A 21,080-nucleotide genomic window follows, 5' to 3' on the forward strand; every position below is an offset into this window, starting at 1 on the left:
CATAAAATTAAGTCCTTTCAACTTAACTTGGCCGTTATTTCACTTAAATCTGTTCCATGAGTTGAATATTTATTTATGTATTTTAACTCTTAATTGCTGACTATTTTAAATAATTGACCTTTTACTCACCGTAAGTCCTAACTCCTATGTCGTTGTCTTCTGCTGCAATAATTCCTGCTACACCAGTTCCATGCCCAGGAACACCACCAACCATGTAATCATCCTGACCACCAGGAATACATGTTTGTGTTGTAGGAGTAGTACAGTTAACACTTAAACTAGTGTTTATATTTGCATCTAGATCAGGATGACTAAAATCAATTCCTGTATCTAAAACTGCAACTGTAACCATACAACCATCCCCTTCATTTGGATTTAATTCAGCATCAATCCAATTTATCCCTGTCGTAAGTACTTGATCTTTAAATAAATATCGAACTGTTTTATCAATTTCATAGCTTGAATTGCTGGCAGTAAATACAGTGTAATCTTGAATTACTTCTTTAATGTTTTGATCTTCAAGTAGAGTCTTTTCTTTGCCTGGAGGAACTATTGCAGCTGCACCGTTAAAAACATATTTGTATACATGCAGAATTTGCAATCCATATTTTGATGCTAATTCAGAAGCTATTTGTGAAGGGTCTTTTTCAGATACCTTAAATTTTAAAATAAATTGATCTTTAATTGGAGCACTAAGTGTACTTTCTGTATTTGAATTATTATTTGTTGGTTCTTTAGAACTTTTAAACTCAGAAGAAAGACAAGTATCAGCTATGCCATCCTGGTCTTCATCTATCAATAAATTTTCCTCAAGGCTATTAAATGAATCTTCTACATTTGAAATGTATTTTTCAACAATTACTGGTGAAATGCAATTTTGTAAATTTTTACTTCTTGTTTTACATTGTTTTTTTTCTAATACACTAATTGCAAGGTCTAATTGATCAATTCCTTCTGTAATACTCTCACTACAGACATCAACATCATTATCTCTAGCTGCATCTCTAGCATCTGTAATTAATTTAATTGATTTTTTAATCTTGTTTACCACAGAACTAAGAGGTCTGTTTAGTACTTTTGAGAACTCAAGAATTAGGTTTCCCTTTATACTGCTCAAATCATTCAATGTTAAATCTATTGAGAATTGAGATCCACTATTTGAATTTTCTTCAGGATCAACTTCAGAATTTTCAAAACCGTTTTCTGTAACTTGATTAAGAAAGCTTGAAGAGCTATTAGAAAACTTGCATTCAGGAATTGTAAACGGTTCACTGATTGAGCCACCACTACTAGAAGAGCTAGAAGAAGATCCTTGTTGATTTAAATTATTACCATCAATTACAAAAATCCCTCTTGTAGTATTACCAGCAATATAGACTTTATTGGTAATTGGATTAGCAGCTATATTGTAGAAACCTTGTTTCCCACCAATAGGAAAGCTGGTTATCTTATTTAATGAGCCTCCTTGTAGTACCGTAACTATTGGAGCCTCAGTTACAGAAGAGATTACATATACATAGTTCAAGGCGTTATCCACTGCTATTCCTGTTGGAATACCGCCGGTAAGTGAAGATGAAGCCAAAACATTATTATCAGCACCACTAGTAAGATGATCAATCTTTTTTGTTTGACCATCGGCTATATATATTTTGTATGTAATAGGGTCTACACCTAAAATAACACTGCTACCATAACGTGAATTTGTAATGGTTACTTTATCTCTAGAACAATCAATACCAACTACAAAATGAGCACCACCAAGTCCAACAAACATAAAATTTAAAATTGGACTAGCAATAATTGAGTTAGGGTTTTTCCCGACTGGTATAGTAGATAGGAGTGAATTTGTTACACCATCTATTACATAAACACTGTCAGAGATTTCACCACAAGCATATATTTTGTTCATTACAGTATTAACAGCGATTTCTCCAAGCCCAACATAACTTGTGCTTATTGGAATTGTTGCTTCGAGAGCATCTGTAGAGCCATTAATAACGTGAATTTCATTTGTAATTCTGTTTGTTACATAAATTTTATTTGTATCTTGATTAATAGTTATAGCTCTAGCTTCCCCCATCAAATCAATTGTTTTTATTATTGCATGTGTTGAACCATCAATTATTGATAATGAACCAGGTGCATTTGTTGCATAAATTTTATTTGTTTTTGGATTAACCTCTACATCAAAAGATTGGATATTTATAACTGATGAAACTTGAGCATTTGCATGATAAGCAAATGGTATTAAAAGAAATAAAATTAAAATAATTGCAGAAAATTTTCTCATATATCTACTACTTCCTAAGATTTGTTATACCCTTAATTTTTCGGAATTTAAATGATGTATGTCACATAAATAAATTAGTTTGGTCCTTTTTATTTATTTAAAAAGCTATAAATATTATCAGCAAGGGGTAACCATTAGTATTATCTTTTAAGTCTCAATTAATTTATGGAGCACTAACGGGCTTACGCCTGTGGTTATCTACTTACTATCTGCAGCTTTAGCATGGCTTTTGCGCAAGTCCTGCAATATTAAGAAACCTAAATTCTTTACGTGGTTACGGAGCAAACAAATTCGGACATTAGTCTTAATTAAAAGTAATTATGAGAAAGATATTAATTATTAAGATTTTACTTGCAGCAATTTTAGTAACTTCCCTAGAATCTTCTTTCTCCTATGTTAAAGCAGAATTTGATTGTGAGTTTAATGATAAACTAGTGGACTTTTCTGTACTAGAGCCTGTAGCTCTAAACGATAAATTTATAACTTCTCCAACCTTCAAAACATTTCATGGGTGTGGACTCTGTGAAGTCAAAGTAAATGACATCTTGATTAGAAGTGCTTTCTATCTTGGTAACATATCTCAAAATGGTGGTGGGTGTGATGGATCTGAAATATTACCAAGCGAGTTTCCTGTCTTAGGAATTACAAAGCCAGGAGTTTATACAATTGAATGGACCTATAATCCCATTGGCTGTGGCAAGGCTGAGATTTGTCCAATACAATCAGTAAAGAAAAACGTTCTTTTTGTTAGTACCCTCACCTCAAGAGCATTAGAGTTACTTGAAGCAACTTTCAGTAATCTGCAAAATGCAAAAAATATTTTGAAAAAATCATCAAAACAAGGACTAATACTTGGTAAAAAAATAGATGGTTTAATAAGGCAAATAAAACTTGCTCAAGGAAAATCATTCTTTGAATGTAATGATGAAATTAGAAGGCTGCTTGGCAATCTAGAGAAATTAATTGAGGGTCTTAACAAAAAAATATGCTCTTCTACTATTTTTAGAAATCTTAGGACAAACAAGGTATCAGGGTGTATCCCAAACAATGTAAATGCAGAAGCTAAGGAAGATCTAAATCAGGCATTGAGCAATTATCAAAATATACTTGAACTAGATGATAATCATGATTCATTAGTAGATCTTTGCAACTCAGAAGATTAAAAAAAATAAAAACTCCCTGTAGGATTGGAAGTTCGAACTTGTATTAGCCAAGAAAAATCTTATATTTTCAGGAAAGCTGCTTGATATTACTTTGAAAGTTCATCTTAATATTCGCGACAATCACAGTCTGTAGCTCTATCTCCAAAGCCCTCGAACTCCAAGCTTTGCGGCCCAAACCTAGTCCCTACCTACAGAGAGCCGTTTGCTATGTTTGCAAAAGGTGTAAAAACTGGAAACATTCGGAGGGGAAGGGATTCGAACCCTTGGTACCCTTTAGGGGCACACAGAGTTTCCAGCTCTGCTCCTTCGGCCACTCGGACACCCCTCCTTTATAACACTCCATAAATTGCTTTAGGTTTTAAATTATATCTTATAGCTTACACTTTGAGTTATTATTTACTCTATGGCGATTTATAATCCAAATCAATATAATTGGATTACAAAACTTTATCAGTTTTTAGCAATCTGGCTTTTGTTTGTACCTGTTTACTATATCTTTTATCGAATGAAGGTTTATGGAAGAGAAAATATTCCAAAAGATAAAAACCCTTTTGTTGTAATGCCAAACCACCTGTCAAATAATGATCCACCAATTGTCTCTACTGTTCTTATGATTCCAATTGCATATATGGCAAAAAAAGAATTATTTTCAATGCCTGTTTTAGGGTGGGCTATTACAAGACTTGGAGCATTTTCTGTTGACAGAGAAAAAGTTGAAAAGACAACAATTAAAGCAACTAAAGAAATTGTTAATAAAGGTTGGTGCATTGGAACATTTCTTGAAGGAACAAGAAATAAAACACCGGGAATTCTAGGAAAACCAAATATTGGTCCTGCTTATATTTCAAATTTAAATAGTATTCCGATTCTACCAGTTGGAATAGTTGGATCAAATAAATTATTTGGACCTGTCACAGTAAAAATTGGAAAATTATTTTATCCGGATCGTAATCTTGAAAATGCAAAATGGCAATGTGCGAAAAAACTAGCAGAATTAACAGGATTTAAAATAGCAGATTTTACAAAAAATTCCTGACTGTGTTAATGTCCTTGTCTCCTCTTCCTGAGAGGTTTATAATAACAATTTCATTCTTTTTTGTTTTTGGCATTAAATATTTTAAATAAGCTATTGCATGCGCAGACTCTAATGCAGGAATTATTCCTTCTAATTTTGATAAAAGCTTAAACCCCCATAAAGCTTCTTTATCAGAAATTGTTTTATATATAACAATTCTTTTATCTTTTAAGTAAGAGTGTTGTGGTCCTACACCTGGATAATCTAAACCTGCTGAAATACTGTGAGCTTCTTTAACTTGTCCGTTTTTGTCTTGTAATAAATAACTAAATGAACCATGTAAGACTCCTGGTTTTCCAAGTGTAAGAGTAGCAGCATGATGTCCATTTGTTAGTGAGATACCACCCGCCTCAATGCCAATTAATTTTATATTTTTATTTCCAAGATATGGATAAAATATCCCAATTGAATTTGATCCACCACCAACACAAGCAATAATGTAATTAGGTGTTTTATTAATTTGTTTTTGTAATTCTTTTCCAATTACAGACTGGAAATAACCAACAATTGTTGGATAGGGATGTGGTCCAACAGTTGAACCTATAATATAGTGAGTGTTTTTAATATTTGTAATCCAATCTCTTATTGCTTCGCTTGTTGCATCTTTTAATGTCTGTGAACCAATTGAAACTGGAATTACTTTAGCTCCTAATAACTCCATTTTAAATACATTTAACTCTTGCCTCTTCATGTCAATCTTACCCATGAATATTTCACACTCAAGACCAAGCAGTGCACATACAGTTGCTGTTGCTACTCCATGTTGTCCTGCACCAGTTTCTGCTATGATTCGTTTTTTACCAAGCCTTTTTGCAAGTAGCGATTGTCCAATACAATTATTTATTTTGTGAGCTCCAGTGTGACAAAGATCTTCTCTCTTTAAATAGATCCTTCCCTTATTAAAATATTCAGTTAATCTTTTTGCAAAATAAAGTGGAGTAGGTCTTCCAGCATAAGATTTTAAAAGTAAATTTAATTCAGAATTAAATTCCTTGTTATTTTTACATTTATTAAAAGCTATTTCTAACTCTTCAAGAGCGGGCATTATTGTTTCAGGAACAAATGTACCACCATATTTTCCGTAATAACCCATAGATTCTAGGTTCATAATATGAATATATTAACACCAATACCTCTTGAAATATAAAAAACATTGATTTAGAATAAATCCCATGAATATAAAAAGCAGATTAGAAAGAACAGCAGAAAATAAACAATGGATAAAAGTTTACTTCCATGATAGTAGTAGCATTGTTGGAAAAGTTATAAGAGTTGGACAAGATTATGTTGAACTAGAAAGTTATGAACCAGATGACAATCCAATCTTTAGAAATTTTTCTAAAAATTTAATCCCTCTAAGTTTTATAAAAATGTTTACAGTTGAAGCATCAAATTTTGCTGAAGCAGAAAGAAAACGATTAGAATATTTAAACCAGTTAGAACATACTACAATTGAAGGAGCAGTAGAAATAGACCAAAGACCATAGACCAAAGACCAAAGACTTTTCCTAGGTCTATAGTCTATAGTCTATAGTCTGGTTCTCTTTAAGTTCTCCTCCATAGTGGCAAGCTACAAGTTGAGCATTATGTTTTATAAGAAGAGGGACTTCAACTGAACATTTATCCCTTGCAATTGGGCATCTTGTTCTAAAGACACAACCACTAGGTGGATTTGATGGATCTGGAATTTCTCCGCTTAAAACAATTTTATTGCTGATTGCTGACTGCTGATTGCTGATTGCTAATCTTGGTGCTGCACTTAATAAAGCTACAGTATATGGATGTTGTGGGTTATTTATAACCAGTTCTTTTTGTCCAATTTCAACGATATGTCCTAAATACATTACAGCTATATGCGTTGAAATATAACTTACAACTGAAAGATTATGTGAAATAAATAAATAAGTTAAATTAAGTTTTTTTTGTAAGTCTAATAACAAATTTAATATTTGTGCTTGAACTGATACATCTAATGCACTAACAGGTTCATCCAGAATTAAAAATTCCGGGTTTAATGCAAGTGCTCTTGCAATTGCAACTCTTTGTCTTTGTCCACCAGATAGCTCATGAGCATATTTATTACTAAGTTTATCTTCTAAACCTACAAGACTTAAAAGTTCTAAAACTCTTTCCCTTACTTTTTCTTTTTTCCCTCCGTTAGTTATGATTTTATGAACTAAAATTGGTTCACTTATAATTTCTTGAATTTTCATTCTAGGATTTAAGCTTGAGTATGGATTTTGGAAAACTATTTGTAGCTTTTCTCTAAGTTTTTTTAGTTCTTTGTTAGAAAGAGAATGAATATTTATACCTTTATATAAAACCTCACCTAAAGTAGGTTCTAAAAGTCTTAGGATTAATTTCCCCAGCGTAGACTTACCACATCCTGACTCTCCAACAATTCCAATTATTTGTCCTTTTTCAATTTGTAGATTTATATTGTTTGTTGCTTGTACATAGTTTGTAGTTCTTGACCAAAAACCATGTTGAACAGGAAAGTGTTTTGTTAAGCTTTTAGTTTCTATAATTGTTTCTCTTGTACTCAATTTCTTAAATTGATTTAACCTTTCCTTCATCTAATATTTCAATACAATCTTTTTTATCAACTTCAGAAACAAAAACTTTTACTATTTGATTTGGATTTGTCTGAATATTTTTACCAACAAAATCAGCACTAATAGGTAATTTTCTATGACCTCTATCTACAAGAACTAATAATTTTACAGAAGAAGGTCTGCCAAAATCTTTTAAGGCATCTAATGCAGCTCTTACTGTCCTGCCTTCATACAAAACATCATCAACTAATAAAATATGCTTATTATCAATATTTGGCAGCATACTTAATTTACTTGGCTTTAAAGACTTTCTGTGATCCAAATCATCTCTATATAATGTTACATCCAGATGTCCATAAGGAATTTGTACTTTTTCAATTTGGGAAATAATTTCACTCAATCTTTTAGCTAGGTACTCACCTCTTGTAACAAGCCCAACAATCACTAAGTTACTTAGATCAACATAATTTTCTATTACTTCATGAGCTAATCTTCTTAAAGTTTTTGTTACTTCATTGCTATCTAATATTACATTCATTGCTTTTTCCTTTTTGTTAGATCAGTTAGAATATCTATATGATATCAAGGAATTTAGCAGAGCTTTTTATAAATCAGTCTAATAAATGTAAGAATAAAATAGCTGTTGAGTATAGGTTAAGACGCCATGAGCCTTACAGAAGTATAACTTGGCAGCATTTAAAAACAATTTTATATGAGCTTACATACGGTTTAATTGAACTAGGATTAAGAAAGGGCGATAAAGTTGCAATTTTATCAGAGACAAGGTATGAATGGGCTGTTTGTGATTTAGCTATATTAACTTGTGGCGGGATTGTTATTCCTATGTATCCAACCTTAGGTGATGAGGCAGTAAATTATATATTAAATAATTCTGAAGCTAAGATTATTATTCTAGAAGATAAAGGACAACTTCAAAAAATAAGATCCCAGTGGGAGCAACTACCAAGAATCACTTATGCTGTTGTAATTGAAGATAAAGGTGATATTCCACAAAATGATCCAAGAATAATAAATTTGAAGAGATTAATGGATAAAGGAAAATTAAATTTTTCAAAAGATCCTTACTTGGTTGATCATCATCTTAAAAATGTAGATAAAGATAACATCGCTACTATAATTTATACTTCTGGAACTACAGGTCAACCTAAAGGTGTAATTTTAACTCATAAAAATATTTTAAGTGTTATAAGTGTTTTACCTCAAGTTTTACCTTTAAAACCAACTGATAAATTTCTTTCATTTTTACCTTTGTCTCATGTATTTGAAAGAGTAGGAGGGCTTTATTACACAATTTCTACAGGTGCAACTATTTCTTATTGTTCAAGTGTTGATCAAATAGGAGCTGCACTTAAAGATTCAGGAGCAACTATCATGCTGGTTGTACCAAGACTTTTGGAAAAAATTTATAGCAAGGTAAAAATGCAGCTAGCTTCAATAACAGGATTTAAAAAGAAATTAATTGATTTAGCTTTTTCAAAAAATGAGAAAAAAAATATTTTTCTTTGTTATTTAGCAAAAACTATTATATTTCCAGCTATTCGAAAAAGCATTTCACCTACACTAAAGTATTTTGTTTCTGGTGGTGCTCCATTATCTATAGAAGTTGCTAATTTTTTTCATCTGATAGGATTTCCTGTACTTGAAGGATATGGTTTAACTGAAACTTCAGCACCAGCAACAGTTAATACTTTAAAAGATTTTAAAATTGGTACTGTTGGTAAAGCTTTGCCTAATGTTGAAATAAAAATAGCAAATGATGGTGAAGTATTAATTAAAGGTCCAAATGTTTTTTGTGGATATTATAAGAATGAGCAAATTACCAAAGAAGCTTTTCAGGACGGATGGTTTTGTACAGGAGATATAGGAATAGTAGACAGTGATGGATTTTTAAAAATTACAGACAGGAAAAAAGATATTATTATTAATTCAGCAGGTAAAAATATTGCACCTCAAAATATTGAAAACTCCTTAAAAAATTCTCCTTATATAAGTAATGCAGTAGTAATTGGTGATAAAAGAAAATATTTATGTGCTTTAATAACATTGGATGAGCAAGCAGTTATTGATTTTGCAAAAAAAAATAATATTAATTACAAAAAAACAAATAACTTAAATGTTAATTCTAAGATAATTCATCTTATTGATGAAGAAATTAAGCTAAGAACTTCTAACTTTTCTGACTATGAGCAAATTAGAAAATTTACAATACTTCCAAATGATTTTAAAATTGAAACAGGTGAAATTACGCCTACATTAAAAGTAAAAAGAAAATTTGTTGAAGAAAAGTACAAAAGGATTATAGATGCGATGTATCCAGGAGATTAAAAGAATGAAGTTATTTCTTATTATTACCCTTGTTCTTTGCTTCTTTACTTCTTTTTCTTTTGTTCTTGCCAATGATACTTCTGAAGTTTTCAGGATTGAAGAATTAATATTTGGTAAGTCTTTTTCTGATTTAAGTATAAATGAAAGATTAACAAAAATTGAAAAAAGTATTTTTGCAAAAACAAGTACTGCTAAGACTCCTGCTGAGAGAATTGAAATTATAAATAATTATTTAATTCCCCAGGACAATGAAACAAATTTAAATAACAATAACAATATCATTCAAACCACAGAAATTAATCCTGAACAATTTGAAGAACTAATTTATCAATTAATAAATGAAGAAAGAAATTTTATGGGCTTGCTTCCTCTTGTAAGAGATAGTATTGGTGAAAAAGTAGCTCGTGAGCATGCTTCTAATTTAGTACGGATGGGTTATCTTTCTTTTTATAATGAAGAGAACAAATCTCCTGATGAAAGATATACATTAAATGGTGGTACAGGTGCAACCGTTGAAGTTATAAAAGGTTTTGATGGAGATAAAGAAGATCTGGGAGATTCTAAAAAAATAAAACTAAACGAACTTTTAGCCAGACAACTTATTCAAGCTATTTCACTTCATACTGATGACTCACAGATTTTATACAGTCCTTATATAAGTCATATTGGTTGTAGTTTTTCATTATCTAAAGATAAAAAACAATTTGCATCAGTAATTGAGTTTATTACAAAAGGTGGCGAGTTTGAACCGCTAAAGCCAGTATTATCCTTTGGTGAAAAGTTAACTATAAGTGGCAAGATTAATCCACCTTTTAAGTTTAAAGCAGTTTCAATTGCATATTTTGATAACGATTATAAGACAAAGATAAATAATAGAAATAATAGTAATTTTGACAGTGAAGATTTGAAGCCATATTTCCCTCCACAGGATTATATTGCTTTTGCTGACACTTCGAAAAATAATTTTATTAAGATTTTAAGTGGTTTAGGAGTTATTGGTGCAATTGGTGCTGCACCTTTTACTGGTGGAGCTTCAGCAATACTTGCTCCTGTACTTATAAATTCAATTCAATCCGGCCCACCTAAAGAAATACCATTAAAACGTGGTATAAAAGTAAATTCTAAGGGTGAGTTTTCGGGAAACATTGAATTAAATTCTCAAAATATGAGTGGCTTATATTTTATAAGTGTTTTAGCTGAATTATCAGGTTTAAATTTTCCAATTGTTGTTAGCAGGAGGACAGTAAGAGTAAATAATCCTTTAGGGCCTGTAAGTTATGTACAAAAATGATGTAGAAGAAACTCCAGTAGAATATTTTATGCAAGAATGTTTTACCCTTGCAAAAATTGGGCTTGGTAGGACATCCCCTAATCCAGTTGTAGGTGCAATTGTTTTAGATAAGAATGGAATCCCTATTGGAAAAGGTTATCACAAAAAAGCTGGCATGCTACATGCTGAAGTAATAGCTATTAAACAAGCAGGTGAATTAGTGAAGGATGGAACCTTAATAGTAAATTTAGAACCATGTTGTCATGTTGGTAAGACTCCTCCTTGTACTGACTTAATTATTAAAAGTCAAATTAAAGAAGTAGTGTTTTGTAATTATGATCCAAACTCACAAGTTAATAAGCAGGGAGAAAAGAAATTAATTGAAAATAATATAAAAGTAATTTCAACTGTTTTAGAACAAGAAGGATTAGAATTAAATAAATTTTTTTTTAAGTGGATGAAAACAAAGCTTCCTTGGGTAACTTTAAAACAAGCACAAACACTAGATGGGAAAATAGCTTTAATAAATAAAGAAAGTAAATGGATTACAGAAAAACCTGCAAGACAAGAAGTACACAAATTAAGAAATATATATGATGCTGTAATGGTTAGTGCAAGTACAATTGAAGTCGATAATCCTAAGTTAACAGTAAGAGATATTAATGATAGTAGAAACCCATTAAGGATAATTCTTGACACAAATCTAACTACAAGTCCAGGGGCAAATGTCTATAAAAATAATGCAGAAGTTATTTTAGTTACAAAGTCAGGGCACCCAAAAGATAAATTAAATCATTATTTAAAGAATAATACTAAGTTAAATATTATAGAATTAAGTGAGACAAATAGTGGCAAATTAAATTTAAAAGAGCTTTTTTTTGAACTTGGTAAAAAAGAAATTTTAAGTGTTCTTGTTGAAGCTGGTCCAAAATTAGGTGGGGAGTTGATTATAAATAATTTAATTGATGAATATATTTTATTTATTTCACCAAAAGTATTTGGTGACAATAGTACAATTTCAAGTCTTGATTTTGGTCAAAGTCAAATTAAAAAAATTGATGAAGCATATAAGTTTAAATTATTTAATTACAAAGCAATTGGTAATGACTTTATGCTATCGCTAAGGACTAAGATATAATGATGAAATTATAAGGAGAAAAATTAATGACATTTAAGCTTACAGTTTTGCCAATCATATTAACTGGATTAATTTTTACTTTTTTTACTTCTAGTAAAAGTGCTTATGGTCAAGCAGCAAAGCAACGTGATGCAACAGTAGTAGCAATAAATGAATTACCAGATGTAGAAAGTGATGTATGGGCTTTTAATGCTGTTAAAGAGTTAGTTGAAAAATATGATGTATTAGAAGGATATCCAGACAATACTTACAAAGGTAAAAAACCAACTACTCGGTTTGAACTTGCTGCTGCAGTTTATGACTTAGCTACTTATTTTAGTGATGAGATTGGTCAAGATAGAGATGATCTTGCAAAATTAGCAAAACTTTTAGATGAATTTTCAAATGAATTAAAAACAATTCAAACACGTGTTGATGAGCTGCAAGGTAAAATTACAGCAATTGATACAAGAACTACTGCCCTAGAAGAACAAGTAGCAAAACAAAAAACTCAATTAGAAGAACATGACAAGAGACTAGCTTATGCAGAAAGAAAAAAAGGATTTTTATTTGAAAGAGTTATAAAAGGTTTATTTATTGATTTTAGAGATCTGTCGAGAGGATTAACAGCAGCAATTGGAGCACCTTTTAGCAAAGATATAAAGTAAAACAAATTTGAAATTTGTTTTAACTTGATCTTAATTAAGGTTTAATCTAATCTTAGTTGTATATTTTTTGTAAGCAATGTATATTGTTAGCTATTGTAGATAAGTTATGGAAAAAACACAAACAAGTAGTAATTCATATTCAAAAATAGTACATATGTCTACTATAAATGAAGAGATAAATCAAAGTGAGAACTTTGATATCTCAGACATAAAAAAAATAGATATTTCCTCTGTAAAAAAACAACTACAATTTGTTTATTCAAAAAAAGCAGAGGCAATTTTTAGTTCTCCGCTTGATAAAGTTCTATTTGGTTTTCCAAGAAAAAATGCAATAGAATTTACTGTTATATTAATTAGACGACTTCCTTTTAATGTAACTCCAACACTATTTGTAGATTTAGCTCTTAAAATCATTAAATTTATGAGAGATGGATATGATTCTAATGGTATTCCTGTATGTTCTACAAATAAAGGGTGTCATCCCATGGTTGCAAATAATCTCTTATATGAAGATCTTCCCAAAATTGTAGAAGCAATATTTCCTTTAGGACTTGCAGAGGCAGTAAAAAAGATTTGTTTAGACTTAAAGCAAAAAGACCTGATTTTTAGTTAGTAAAGTTGTAGAATCAAAAAAATCTATGTCTTTTAAGAACTGTGTAATTCAAATTTCTGATCCACATTTATTTGGTGATAAGAATAGAAAAATCAATGGTGCAAATTCTTATTTAAACCTAAAAAAAGTTTTTGACAATATTTCAAAACTAACACTAAAGCCTAATTTATTAATTTTAAGTGGTGATTTGTCGCAAGACTGTACTTTTGAATCATATCAACACTTAGCAAATCTTTTAAATAAATCAGGAATTAAATATTGTATTTTTCCGGGCAATCATGATGATGTTGATGTTATTAATAAAGTATTTGATTATAACTGGATAAAGAATAGTGTTGATTATTGTATAGAGCTTGGGAATTGGTTTTTATATATTATTGATTCTTCGGTTTATCCAGAAGATAGCGGCAGTTTGTCTGAAAAACAATTGTTAAATTTAGAAAATATTTTAAAAATTAATAAGAACAAATCAACTGTTATTTTTACACATCACCACCCGATCAAAATTAATAGTTCTTGGATGGATAAGATGATGTTAAAAGAAGCAAAGCATTTTAATGATATTGTTTTAAAGAATAAACAAATAAAAGCTGTTTTATTTGGTCATATACATCAGGTCTTTGAAAAACAAGAAAGTGATCTTTTATATGCTAGTTCTCCATCAACAGCTTACCAGGTGCGTTCTGATTGTAATGAGTTTATAGTAGACAAAACAATACCTGGATATAGAATAATCCAACTCGACGAAGATAACGAAGATAAAGGAGAAAAATTAATTTCTAAAATTATATGGGTGGAATAATGATGAAACCATTTCACTACAATGATGACAACTTCCACAAATAAATTTTGATTCAATTAATGTCTGGCATCTTGGACATTTTTGTTCTATAAAGATTTCATCAAGTTTGAAATCACAAGTAGGACAATTAATTGTTTGACATTCTGACATAAACTGTAACTTTATAACATTCTAGCAAGTATACTGCCAACAGAAATAGCAAGAACAATTGAAGAAAGCCATACTCCTAATGCTACTTTCCAGTTTTGTTCTTTTGCCATGACAGATACAGTTGCAATACATGGTACAAACAAAGTTAAAACTACACTTGCAACTGTAATTTGAGTGCTAGTCATAGGTAGTTCAGTTAATCCAAATGCACCAAAGTCTCTTCTTACCATACCAAGGATAAACGAGATTGAAACTTCTTTAGGAAGGCGTAAAAGGTTTATTGATATTGGTTCAAGAAATAAAATAATCTTATTTAAAAGTCCTATGACTTGCATAACTGAAACAATAAAGGCAGCCAGGAAAAATGGTGGTATTGCTTCAGTCATAAAAAATTGAACCTTGGTTTTTGTTTTGTAAAAAATATTTTTAAGCCTAGGAAATCTTAAAGGAGGTAAATCAATTAAAAGAGGAGTTGATTTTCCTGGTAAAAATTTGTTCATCACATATCCGGTTATCATTAAAACAAGACTAATTACTGATAGCCAAATTAACCAACCTTTAATTCCGCTACTCTTAGCTAAGAGAGTTTGAATTACACCAAGTTGTGCAGAACATGGTATTGCAAAGCCTAATATTATTGTTGCTATTAATTTTTCACGTCTTGTTGATAAAAGTCTTGTTGTAACTGTTGCCATTGTTACACAACCAAGTCCTAAAACAAGTGGAATGATTGCTCTTCCATTCATACCAATTCTTGTTAATAGTCCATCAACTAATACAGCCAGGCGAGGTAAATATCCACTGTCTTCTAAAATTGCAAGTGCAGCATAAAATGCAATAACTAAAGGAAGTAATAAACCAATTAAATAAGTTACAGTCAGCGTAAGGATGCCATACTTACCTGATAAGATTATTCCAATTGCACTGTAAATATTATTGGGGAGCTTTGAGCTTTGAGTTCTATGTTCTATATAATCACTTGATCCAAAAAAATATTCTTTATTTCTTATTTTTTTTAGCTGATTATATTTTTCTTTGTCAACAAGAAATCCATATGGAAAACTAAATATTTTATCTTTAACTTTAACCTCAACTGGAAAAAATAAACCAGTTGTTTCCTTTATAAATGGTTCATAGTATGTGTTCATAACTTTTTTTTCAGTTAAATCTACAACATCTCTACCAATCCAGATTCCAAGAAATTGATATAAGAATAAAAATCCTATTAGTGCTGCAACTATAGTTCCCCATAACGGATTTATTAAAAGATTGGAAAACCTACTTATTAATCTTTCTTCTTTACTCTTAGTAGAGATTACCTTTAAAACAATTTCATTTACATCTTTTCTCCTTTGGCTATAAATTTCATTTCTTTGGTTTCTTGGTTTAATTTTATGGCGTTCAGCAATTACTAAATCTCCTTCAAGTAAGAGCAATGCTTCTGCTTGATTACTAACTTGTGGTAATAATTCAGTTAATGCACTTTTTAATACAGGATCAACTTTGCCAAATTTTTCTTCTTTATCTCCGTTATCAAAAGAAGTTAAAATAGCTTTTTTAACTTCTTCCATTCCTTCTCCAGTTATTGCAACTGTTGGATAAACAGGTAGTCCAAGAATCTTACTTAACTTTTTAATATTAATTTCTAAACCTATTGCTTTGGCTTCATCCATTTGGTTAATTGCTACAATCATTGGTTTGCCCATATCGATTAACTGCTTTGTTAAAAACAAATCTCTTTCCAGACTAATTGCAGAGACAACATTTATAATTAAATCTGCAAATAAAATTTCATCCCTAGCTACTTTTTCTTCATCATTAAAACTGCTTACTCCATAAATTCCAGGAGTGTCTTTTATTAATATATTTTTGTTGTTTTTATTTAACTCAGCACTTGTAATTTCTATAGTCGTTCCTGGATAATTACTTACATCAACATATAGACTACTTAAGTAATTAAAAAATACTGATTTCCCAACATTAGGGTTTCCTGTAAGTACTATGTGAGATTGTTTCTTTTGAGTGGTTGACTTCATTTAACATTTTTGGTTTGTCTTTATGTCTAGATTTTAGCACGTAAAGGGGTCTGTTAAAAAACTCGATATTACGACACAATCTGAATGACACTAAAGTGTCATTTTTCCTTGTTCTTTTAAAATTAAATCAATAATTTCTCTAACACAACCATGCCCACCTTTAGCTTCAGTTATTAATTTTGCTTTTGAAATTACTGAAGGATGTGCATCCTTTGGACAGACTGGTAATCCTACGATTTCAAGTGGTGGTACATCTAAAATATCATCTCCAATATAAGCAATTTCTTGCAATGAAATCTTTAATTCTTTAGATAATTCTTGTATTTTTTTCCCTTTATCATAACAGTGTTGATAAATATGCTTAACACTTAATTCACTTAATCTATTATTTAGAATTTCACATTCTCGTGCACTTATAATTGCTAATTCTAAGCTATAAGCTTGTGCAAGCTTAATTCCTTGACCATCACGAACGTTAAACTTTTTTACATGTTCACCATTTTTGTCATAGTAAAGTGACCCATCAGTTAAAACCCCATCTACATCAAGAACAAGAAGCTTTATATTTCTGATTATTTCTTTTAATTCATACATGCTAATAGTTTACAATAAAACAATAAGGAGACGTACCGAAGTGGTCATAACGGGGCTGACTCGAAATCAGTTTGATGACGAAAGTTGTCACGTGAGTTCGAATCTCACCGTCTCCGTTGTTAAAAATACACCTTAGAATTAAAGCTTATCTCCAAACAATTTTGAGCAGAAATTCTATTTCCACAAATTGCCTTAACTCTTTAATATTCGACATTTAAAAGTTCGAATCTCACATAGGTCAATGTAATTTTTTATTTTTACTTACTACTTGTAACTTACCATTTGTTTAATTAGGTCTTGGATTTAAAGGAGTAAGTTTAAATTAGTATTTTCATTGACAAAAGTTTTTCTCAGGAAAGCACTTATCAATTATTAATGTTAATATATAAATATCTGCGAATATTCGCAGATAGGAAAAAATCTTGAAACAACCAAGTGAATTTAAGGCAGAATTTTTTAAAGCATTGGCTAATCCTATAAGAATCCAAATTATAGATACACTACGTAATGGCAAACATACTGTAAATCAATTAAGAGAAATCTTAGATATAGAAGCTCCGAATGTCTCTCAACAACTAGCTATATTAAGAGCAAATAATATAGTAAACACTCGCAAAGAAGGAAGTAACGTTTTTTATTCAATTAAAGATCCAACCATATTCAAACTTCTTGACATAGCAAAAGTCATATTTAATAACCAACTTGCTGGAATAAGAGACTTATTAAGCAAAATAAATAACAAGAAAGGAAGGCATAGTATTAAAAATGGCATTAGAAGCATTATTACTCAAATATTCGTTCCTTATATTTGTTCTTGGAGTGATTTTTGCGTTCCTTATTTGTTTTAAGTCTAAAGTTTTTTCAATTATTGCATCTAGCGCTCTGGCAATTATTGCATCTACTCTTAGTTTAATAAGTTCAACTCTTTCCCTCACAAACCAACATTCATACATTCTTAGTCATCAGCTGGGATTTCCAATTGGAAAAGTAGAATTAGTTATTGACCCACTTTCTGCTTTCTTTGTTTTCCTAATTTCATTACTTGTAATTCCAGTTTCAATTTATTCAATTGGTTACCTTAAATCAGAGTATATGGAAAAGAATCTGAGTCTATTGTGTGCTCTGTACCATCTGTTTATTCTTTCAATGCTTCTTGTGGTTTTATCAGGGAACGGTTTCCAGTTCTTAATACTTTGGGAATTAATGACACTTATTTCTTTTGCTTTTGTGATATTTGATATAAAAAGCATTGATTCCAAAAAAGCAGGTTTTGTCTATCTTTTAATGACACATATTGGTTCAGCATTCCTTCTTCTGACATTTCTTATTTTTGCTAAATATACTGGAAGTTTTTCATTTTCATCTTTTGATGGAGTTTCAAACTTAATGCCTGATTCTTTAAAAGCAATTTTATTTTTATTTATTTTACTGGGTTTTGGTACTAAGGCTGGAATTATACCTTTGCATATTTGGCTCCCAGAAGCACATCCAGCTGCACCAAGCCACATATCAGCTCTTATGTCAGGAGTAATGATTAAAACAGGAATATACGGCATACTAAGATTTATATTTGACTTTCTAAGCCCATTTCCTTCTTGGTGGGGAATAATTGTTGTCTTTATAGGAATCATAACTGCGGTATTAGGAATAATTTTTGCTTCTTCCGAAGTTGATATTAAACGAATTTTAGCTTATAGCAGTATAGAAAATATTGGTGTGATTTTACTTTCAATTGGTGCTTCTATGATATTTTACAGCTTTGACCAAAAAGTTTTAGCTACTATTTCTTTAGTGGCTGCCTTATTTCATTCTTTAAATCATTCTATATTTAAAGGACTATTGTTTACTTGTACAGGTTCAATTGTATCTAGTACTCACACCAGAAACATTGAAAAATTAGGAGGCTTAATTAAGCTAATGCCAAAAACTGCTTTTCTATTTCTTATTGGTTCACTTGCTATTTCTGCACTCCCTCCTTTTAATGGTTTTATTAGTAAATGGCTTACTTTTCAATCGGTACTTCTTTTGTTTCAAATTAAATCAGAAATATTAAAACTTATTTCACCTATTTATGCCAGTCTTCTTGGATTTGTAGGTGCAATATGCATTGCAACATTTGTAAAAACCTTTAGTGGAATATTTTTAGGAATGCCCAGATCACATCAAGCAATTCATGCACAGGAAGCCACACCATCTATGATTTTAAGTATGTCTATTCTGGCATTTTCATGTTTGGTTATAGGAGTCTTCCCAAATATTGTTTTCTTACTTATTAAGACAGTAACTTTTTCAATAATTGGTCTTGATGCTACATCAATAATTACCTTTGATAGTTTATTTAATTCTAATAACTTCTCTATAAAGCTAGGATCTAATAACTTTGCTACACTTTCACCAGCTTTAGTTTTTGTTTTATTATTAATAATTCTTTGTTTGGTTTACATAGCTTTTAACAACTTAGGCTCTAAAGTACCTATTCGCAAAGATGAAACATGGAGCTGTGGAGTTAAACCAAAACCAGAGTTCGGGCATACACCAAAAGGCTTTTTACAACCACTAAGAGTGATATTCTCAGAACTTCACACACCAGAAAGTTTTTATCATGATTACATTTATCTGCCTATAGTTAATAGTCTTGTAAATCTTTCTCACAAAATAAGACCACTTCAATCAGGAGTATTACAAATCTATCTTTTATATATTTTTCTTGCATTGGTTTTTTGTCTTATATGGCTTAGGTTATGAATAATACTACATTACAATATGCCACTTTATTTTTAGTCCATATAGGACTTCTTTTAATACTTTCACCATTTATAAATGTCTACATAAAAAAGATTAAAGCAATAATACAAGGACGTGTTGGTCCTCCTCTTTTACAAGGCTATTATGATTTAGCAAAATATTTTCATAAAGAAACAGTAGTTTCAAAACAAACATCTTGGTTATTTTTAGCAACACCACTTATTGTTTTTAGTACAACAATAACAGCAGGATTACTTATACCAACCATTAGCTCAAAAGAGTTCATGATTTCACTCGGAGGAATAATACTTTTCATCTATCTATTTGGCTTAGGCAGATTTTTTATGACTTCGGCAGCACTTGAACCAGGAAGCAGCTTCTGTAGTATGGCAAGCAGTAGAGAACTAATGTTTGCAACTTTAATTGAACCAGTGATTCTACTTCCTTTATTTATTTTTGTGTGTATTTATGGAACTAACAGCATCTTTGAGATAGTAAACCAATTGTCTAATAAAGGAATTGCTTTATATACACCACCATATATTCTTTCATTAATTGCAATTTTTATAGCAAGTATGGCTGAGATGTGCAGGGTTCCTTTTGACAATCCAGAAACCCATTATGAATTAACCATGATTCATGAAGGAATGCTTTTAGAATACTCTGGTAAACAGCTTGGCATCATGTTTTTATCCAGTTGGCTTAAACAATTAATTATTATTTCCTTAATTGCAAATCTTTTATTTCCTTGGTATACAACACCTGGTTTTACTTTTGTAAGTTTATTTATTGCAGCAGTCATATATCTCTTAAAAGTTTTGGCTGTTAGTACCATTATTGCATTTGTTGAAACTACAGTTGCTAAGGTTAGATTATTTAGAGTTCGTGACATTCTTATTGCTGCATTTATTATGTCCATAATTGCTCTTGTGATTAATATCTATAAAGGAGAAGGACTAGGAATATGAACCTTCCACTAACTCAATTACTTTCAGAACATACCCTTGAAGGATTATCTAGCTACCTGGTTGGAATTGTCCTTTTGATAAGCATTTTAATGTCTGGATGTCGCAGAATCGAAACCATGATTAGACTTTTTGTAATTCAATCCCTAAGCCTTGTATCAATCATGTTTATAATAGGTTCAATAAATCAAAGCCCTCATACTTCTATTGTTTGTGCAATTATTTTTCTAAGCAAATGCATCTTAATCCCAGCAATACTAATGTTTGTTCTAAAACAAATACAAATAAATAGGGAAATAGAGACGTATATTAGCTTGCCAGTTTCAATGCTTATAAACTGTGCTATAGCCGCACTAATTTTTGAAACTATTCCACAATTTGGAATAGAAAAAGAACTGCACGTGTTATCCAGCGGCTTACTCAGTACTTCTATTTCTGTAATTTTAATTGGGCTTTTTATTATGATGACAAGAAAAAAAGCATTGACCCAAATTATTGGACTTTATGTTATGGAAAATGGCATTTTTGCTCTAACAATTAACACTATATTTGAAATGCCATATGTAGTAGAGATGGGTATATTACTTGATTTATTAATTGGAGCACTTGTAATGGGCGTTTGGGTGTACAGAATAAGACAGTCCTTTGAAACTATAAATGTAGAGGAATTGACAAATCTTAGAGGATAAAA

At 30.7% G+C, this 21,080-nt stretch carries 20 protein-coding genes and 2 tRNA genes; 14 read left to right on the forward strand and 8 right to left on the reverse strand.

From position 1 onward, the window contains the following. Positions 1-121: 121 nt before the first annotated feature. Positions 122-2,290 carry a S8 family serine peptidase gene (locus HYY52_07240; protein MBI2996478.1) on the reverse strand — a complete coding sequence of 723 codons (2,169 nt, stop codon included), beginning with the start codon at positions 2,288-2,290 and terminating at the stop codon, positions 122-124. Positions 2,291-2,610: 320 nt separating this feature from the next. On the opposite strand from HYY52_07240, the gene HYY52_07245 reads away from it, so the two are divergent. After that, positions 2,611-3,453, forward strand: coding sequence for a hypothetical protein (locus HYY52_07245; GenBank protein MBI2996479.1), 843 nt, complete (start codon positions 2,611-2,613; stop codon positions 3,451-3,453). 240 nt (positions 3,454-3,693) lie between these two features. Here HYY52_07245 and HYY52_07250 read toward each other — a convergent pair. Beyond that, positions 3,694-3,781 (reverse strand) — tRNA-Ser (locus HYY52_07250). Between the two features lie 75 nt (positions 3,782-3,856). Here HYY52_07250 and HYY52_07255 point away from each other — a divergent pair. Then, positions 3,857-4,489: a 1-acyl-sn-glycerol-3-phosphate acyltransferase gene (locus tag HYY52_07255; protein ID MBI2996480.1), complete on the forward strand. Its 633-nt coding sequence runs from the start codon at positions 3,857-3,859 to the stop codon at positions 4,487-4,489. Here HYY52_07255 and trpB read toward each other — a convergent pair. Further along, the gene (trpB, locus tag HYY52_07260; GenBank protein ID MBI2996481.1) at positions 4,473-5,636 is read right to left on the reverse strand and encodes a tryptophan synthase subunit beta; all 1,164 of its coding nucleotides are present in this window, start codon (positions 5,634-5,636) and stop codon (positions 4,473-4,475) included. The two genes, HYY52_07255 and trpB, sit on opposite strands and share 17 nt — an antisense overlap. Positions 5,637-5,700: 64 nt before the next feature. Between trpB and HYY52_07265 the strand changes: the two genes are divergently transcribed. Beyond that, entirely contained in the window at positions 5,701-6,015 is a 315-nt protein-coding gene (locus HYY52_07265; GenBank protein MBI2996482.1) for a hypothetical protein, read from the forward strand. A gap of 27 nt (positions 6,016-6,042) precedes the next feature. Here the strand turns inward: HYY52_07265 and HYY52_07270 are convergent, their stop codons facing one another. Together HYY52_07270 and pyrR are read right to left on the reverse strand one after the other, a co-directional pair. Continuing rightward, positions 6,043-7,104: an ATP-binding cassette domain-containing protein gene (locus HYY52_07270; GenBank protein ID MBI2996483.1), complete on the reverse strand. Its 1,062-nt coding sequence runs from the start codon at positions 7,102-7,104 to the stop codon at positions 6,043-6,045. Continuing rightward, a complete protein-coding gene (gene pyrR / locus HYY52_07275) occupies positions 7,079-7,621 on the reverse strand; it encodes a bifunctional pyr operon transcriptional regulator/uracil phosphoribosyltransferase PyrR (protein MBI2996484.1) in 543 nt (180 codons plus the stop codon). The genes HYY52_07270 and pyrR overlap by 26 nt, the downstream gene beginning before the upstream one ends. A gap of 38 nt (positions 7,622-7,659) precedes the next feature. On the opposite strand from pyrR, the gene HYY52_07280 reads away from it, so the two are divergent. From HYY52_07280 to HYY52_07305, 6 genes are all read left to right on the forward strand, one after another. Then, positions 7,660-9,429, forward strand: a complete 1,770-nt coding sequence (locus HYY52_07280) for a long-chain fatty acid--CoA ligase (GenBank protein MBI2996485.1) — start codon at positions 7,660-7,662, stop codon at positions 9,427-9,429. A 4-nt stretch (positions 9,430-9,433) separates the two neighbouring features. Continuing rightward, entirely contained in the window at positions 9,434-10,720 is a 1,287-nt protein-coding gene (locus HYY52_07285; GenBank protein MBI2996486.1) for a hypothetical protein, read from the forward strand. Then, the gene (gene ribD, locus HYY52_07290; GenBank protein ID MBI2996487.1) at positions 10,707-11,837 is read left to right on the forward strand and encodes a bifunctional diaminohydroxyphosphoribosylaminopyrimidine deaminase/5-amino-6-(5-phosphoribosylamino)uracil reductase RibD; all 1,131 of its coding nucleotides are present in this window, start codon (positions 10,707-10,709) and stop codon (positions 11,835-11,837) included. Before HYY52_07285 ends, ribD begins: the two co-directional genes overlap by 14 nt. 26 nt (positions 11,838-11,863) lie before the next feature. After that, positions 11,864-12,484 carry an S-layer homology domain-containing protein gene (locus tag HYY52_07295; GenBank protein MBI2996488.1) on the forward strand — a complete coding sequence of 207 codons (621 nt, stop codon included), beginning with the start codon at positions 11,864-11,866 and terminating at the stop codon, positions 12,482-12,484. Positions 12,485-12,590: 106 nt separating this feature from the next. Then, positions 12,591-13,097 carry a hypothetical protein gene (locus tag HYY52_07300; GenBank protein MBI2996489.1) on the forward strand — a complete coding sequence of 169 codons (507 nt, stop codon included), beginning with the start codon at positions 12,591-12,593 and terminating at the stop codon, positions 13,095-13,097. Positions 13,098-13,122: 25 nt separating this feature from the next. Next, positions 13,123-13,899 carry a metallophosphoesterase gene (locus HYY52_07305; protein MBI2996490.1) on the forward strand — a complete coding sequence of 259 codons (777 nt, stop codon included), beginning with the start codon at positions 13,123-13,125 and terminating at the stop codon, positions 13,897-13,899. Here HYY52_07305 and HYY52_07310 read toward each other — a convergent pair. The 3 genes from HYY52_07310 to HYY52_07320 form a co-directional block, all read right to left on the reverse strand. Then, entirely contained in the window at positions 13,870-14,049 is a 180-nt protein-coding gene (locus HYY52_07310; protein ID MBI2996491.1) for a hypothetical protein, read from the reverse strand. The two genes, HYY52_07305 and HYY52_07310, sit on opposite strands and share 30 nt — an antisense overlap. 11 nt (positions 14,050-14,060) lie before the next feature. Next, positions 14,061-16,085 (reverse strand): ferrous iron transporter B, encoded by a 2,025-nt coding sequence (locus HYY52_07315; protein ID MBI2996492.1) that lies wholly within the window; start codon positions 16,083-16,085, stop codon positions 14,061-14,063. A 90-nt stretch (positions 16,086-16,175) separates the two neighbouring features. Continuing rightward, positions 16,176-16,679, reverse strand: coding sequence for an HAD hydrolase family protein (locus HYY52_07320; GenBank protein ID MBI2996493.1), 504 nt, complete (start codon positions 16,677-16,679; stop codon positions 16,176-16,178). A gap of 26 nt (positions 16,680-16,705) precedes the next feature. On the opposite strand from HYY52_07320, the gene HYY52_07325 reads away from it, so the two are divergent. The 5 genes from HYY52_07325 to HYY52_07345 all read left to right on the forward strand — a co-directional run bounded on the left by HYY52_07325 (position 16,706) and on the right by HYY52_07345 (position 21,078). Beyond that, a tRNA-Ser gene (locus HYY52_07325) sits at positions 16,706-16,795 on the forward strand. Between the two features lie 303 nt (positions 16,796-17,098). Beyond that, the gene (locus HYY52_07330; protein ID MBI2996494.1) at positions 17,099-17,527 is read left to right on the forward strand and encodes a helix-turn-helix transcriptional regulator; all 429 of its coding nucleotides are present in this window, start codon (positions 17,099-17,101) and stop codon (positions 17,525-17,527) included. Between the two features lie 355 nt (positions 17,528-17,882). Beyond that, a complete protein-coding gene (locus tag HYY52_07335) occupies positions 17,883-19,424 on the forward strand; it encodes a hydrogenase 4 subunit B (protein MBI2996495.1) in 1,542 nt (513 codons plus the stop codon). Next, positions 19,421-20,392, forward strand: a complete 972-nt coding sequence (locus tag HYY52_07340; protein MBI2996496.1) for an NADH-quinone oxidoreductase subunit H — start codon at positions 19,421-19,423, stop codon at positions 20,390-20,392. The genes HYY52_07335 and HYY52_07340 overlap by 4 nt, the downstream gene beginning before the upstream one ends. Further along, positions 20,389-21,078 carry a hypothetical protein gene (locus tag HYY52_07345; protein MBI2996497.1) on the forward strand — a complete coding sequence of 230 codons (690 nt, stop codon included), beginning with the start codon at positions 20,389-20,391 and terminating at the stop codon, positions 21,076-21,078. Before HYY52_07340 ends, HYY52_07345 begins: the two co-directional genes overlap by 4 nt. The last annotated feature ends 2 nt before the right edge of the window (positions 21,079-21,080 follow it).

This window comes from Candidatus Melainabacteria bacterium (genome assembly GCA_016193285.1).
GTDB lineage: Bacteria > Cyanobacteriota > Vampirovibrionia > 2-02-FULL-35-15 > 2-02-FULL-35-15 > JACPSL01.

Excerpts from the sequence above, each read along its gene's own strand:
- HYY52_07295 (MBI2996488.1), top strand. The coding sequence starts at position 11,864 with ATGACATTTAAGCTTACAGTTTTGCCAATCATATTAACTGGATTAATT.
- HYY52_07320 (MBI2996493.1), bottom strand. The coding sequence starts at position 16,679 with ATGTATGAATTAAAAGAAATAATCAGAAATATAAAGCTTCTTGTTCTT.
- HYY52_07345 (MBI2996497.1), top strand. The coding sequence starts at position 20,389 with ATGAACCTTCCACTAACTCAATTACTTTCAGAACATACCCTTGAAGGA.
- HYY52_07245 (MBI2996479.1), top strand. The coding sequence starts at position 2,611 with ATGAGAAAGATATTAATTATTAAGATTTTACTTGCAGCAATTTTAGTA.
- HYY52_07255 (MBI2996480.1), top strand. The coding sequence starts at position 3,857 with ATGGCGATTTATAATCCAAATCAATATAATTGGATTACAAAACTTTAT.
- HYY52_07240 (MBI2996478.1), bottom strand. The coding sequence starts at position 2,290 with ATGAGAAAATTTTCTGCAATTATTTTAATTTTATTTCTTTTAATACCA.
- HYY52_07315 (MBI2996492.1), bottom strand. The coding sequence starts at position 16,085 with ATGAAGTCAACCACTCAAAAGAAACAATCTCACATAGTACTTACAGGA.
- HYY52_07310 (MBI2996491.1), bottom strand. The coding sequence starts at position 14,049 with ATGTCAGAATGTCAAACAATTAATTGTCCTACTTGTGATTTCAAACTT.
- HYY52_07280 (MBI2996485.1), top strand. The coding sequence starts at position 7,660 with ATGATATCAAGGAATTTAGCAGAGCTTTTTATAAATCAGTCTAATAAA.
- HYY52_07285 (MBI2996486.1), top strand. The coding sequence starts at position 9,434 with ATGAAGTTATTTCTTATTATTACCCTTGTTCTTTGCTTCTTTACTTCT.
- HYY52_07305 (MBI2996490.1), top strand. The coding sequence starts at position 13,123 with ATGTCTTTTAAGAACTGTGTAATTCAAATTTCTGATCCACATTTATTT.
- pyrR (MBI2996484.1), bottom strand. The coding sequence starts at position 7,621 with ATGAATGTAATATTAGATAGCAATGAAGTAACAAAAACTTTAAGAAGA.
- HYY52_07300 (MBI2996489.1), top strand. The coding sequence starts at position 12,591 with ATGGAAAAAACACAAACAAGTAGTAATTCATATTCAAAAATAGTACAT.
- trpB (MBI2996481.1), bottom strand. The coding sequence starts at position 5,636 with ATGAACCTAGAATCTATGGGTTATTACGGAAAATATGGTGGTACATTT.
- HYY52_07270 (MBI2996483.1), bottom strand. The coding sequence starts at position 7,104 with ATGAAGGAAAGGTTAAATCAATTTAAGAAATTGAGTACAAGAGAAACA.
- ribD (MBI2996487.1), top strand. The coding sequence starts at position 10,707 with ATGTACAAAAATGATGTAGAAGAAACTCCAGTAGAATATTTTATGCAA.
- HYY52_07265 (MBI2996482.1), top strand. The coding sequence starts at position 5,701 with ATGAATATAAAAAGCAGATTAGAAAGAACAGCAGAAAATAAACAATGG.
- HYY52_07335 (MBI2996495.1), top strand. The coding sequence starts at position 17,883 with ATGACACTTATTTCTTTTGCTTTTGTGATATTTGATATAAAAAGCATT.
- HYY52_07340 (MBI2996496.1), top strand. The coding sequence starts at position 19,421 with ATGAATAATACTACATTACAATATGCCACTTTATTTTTAGTCCATATA.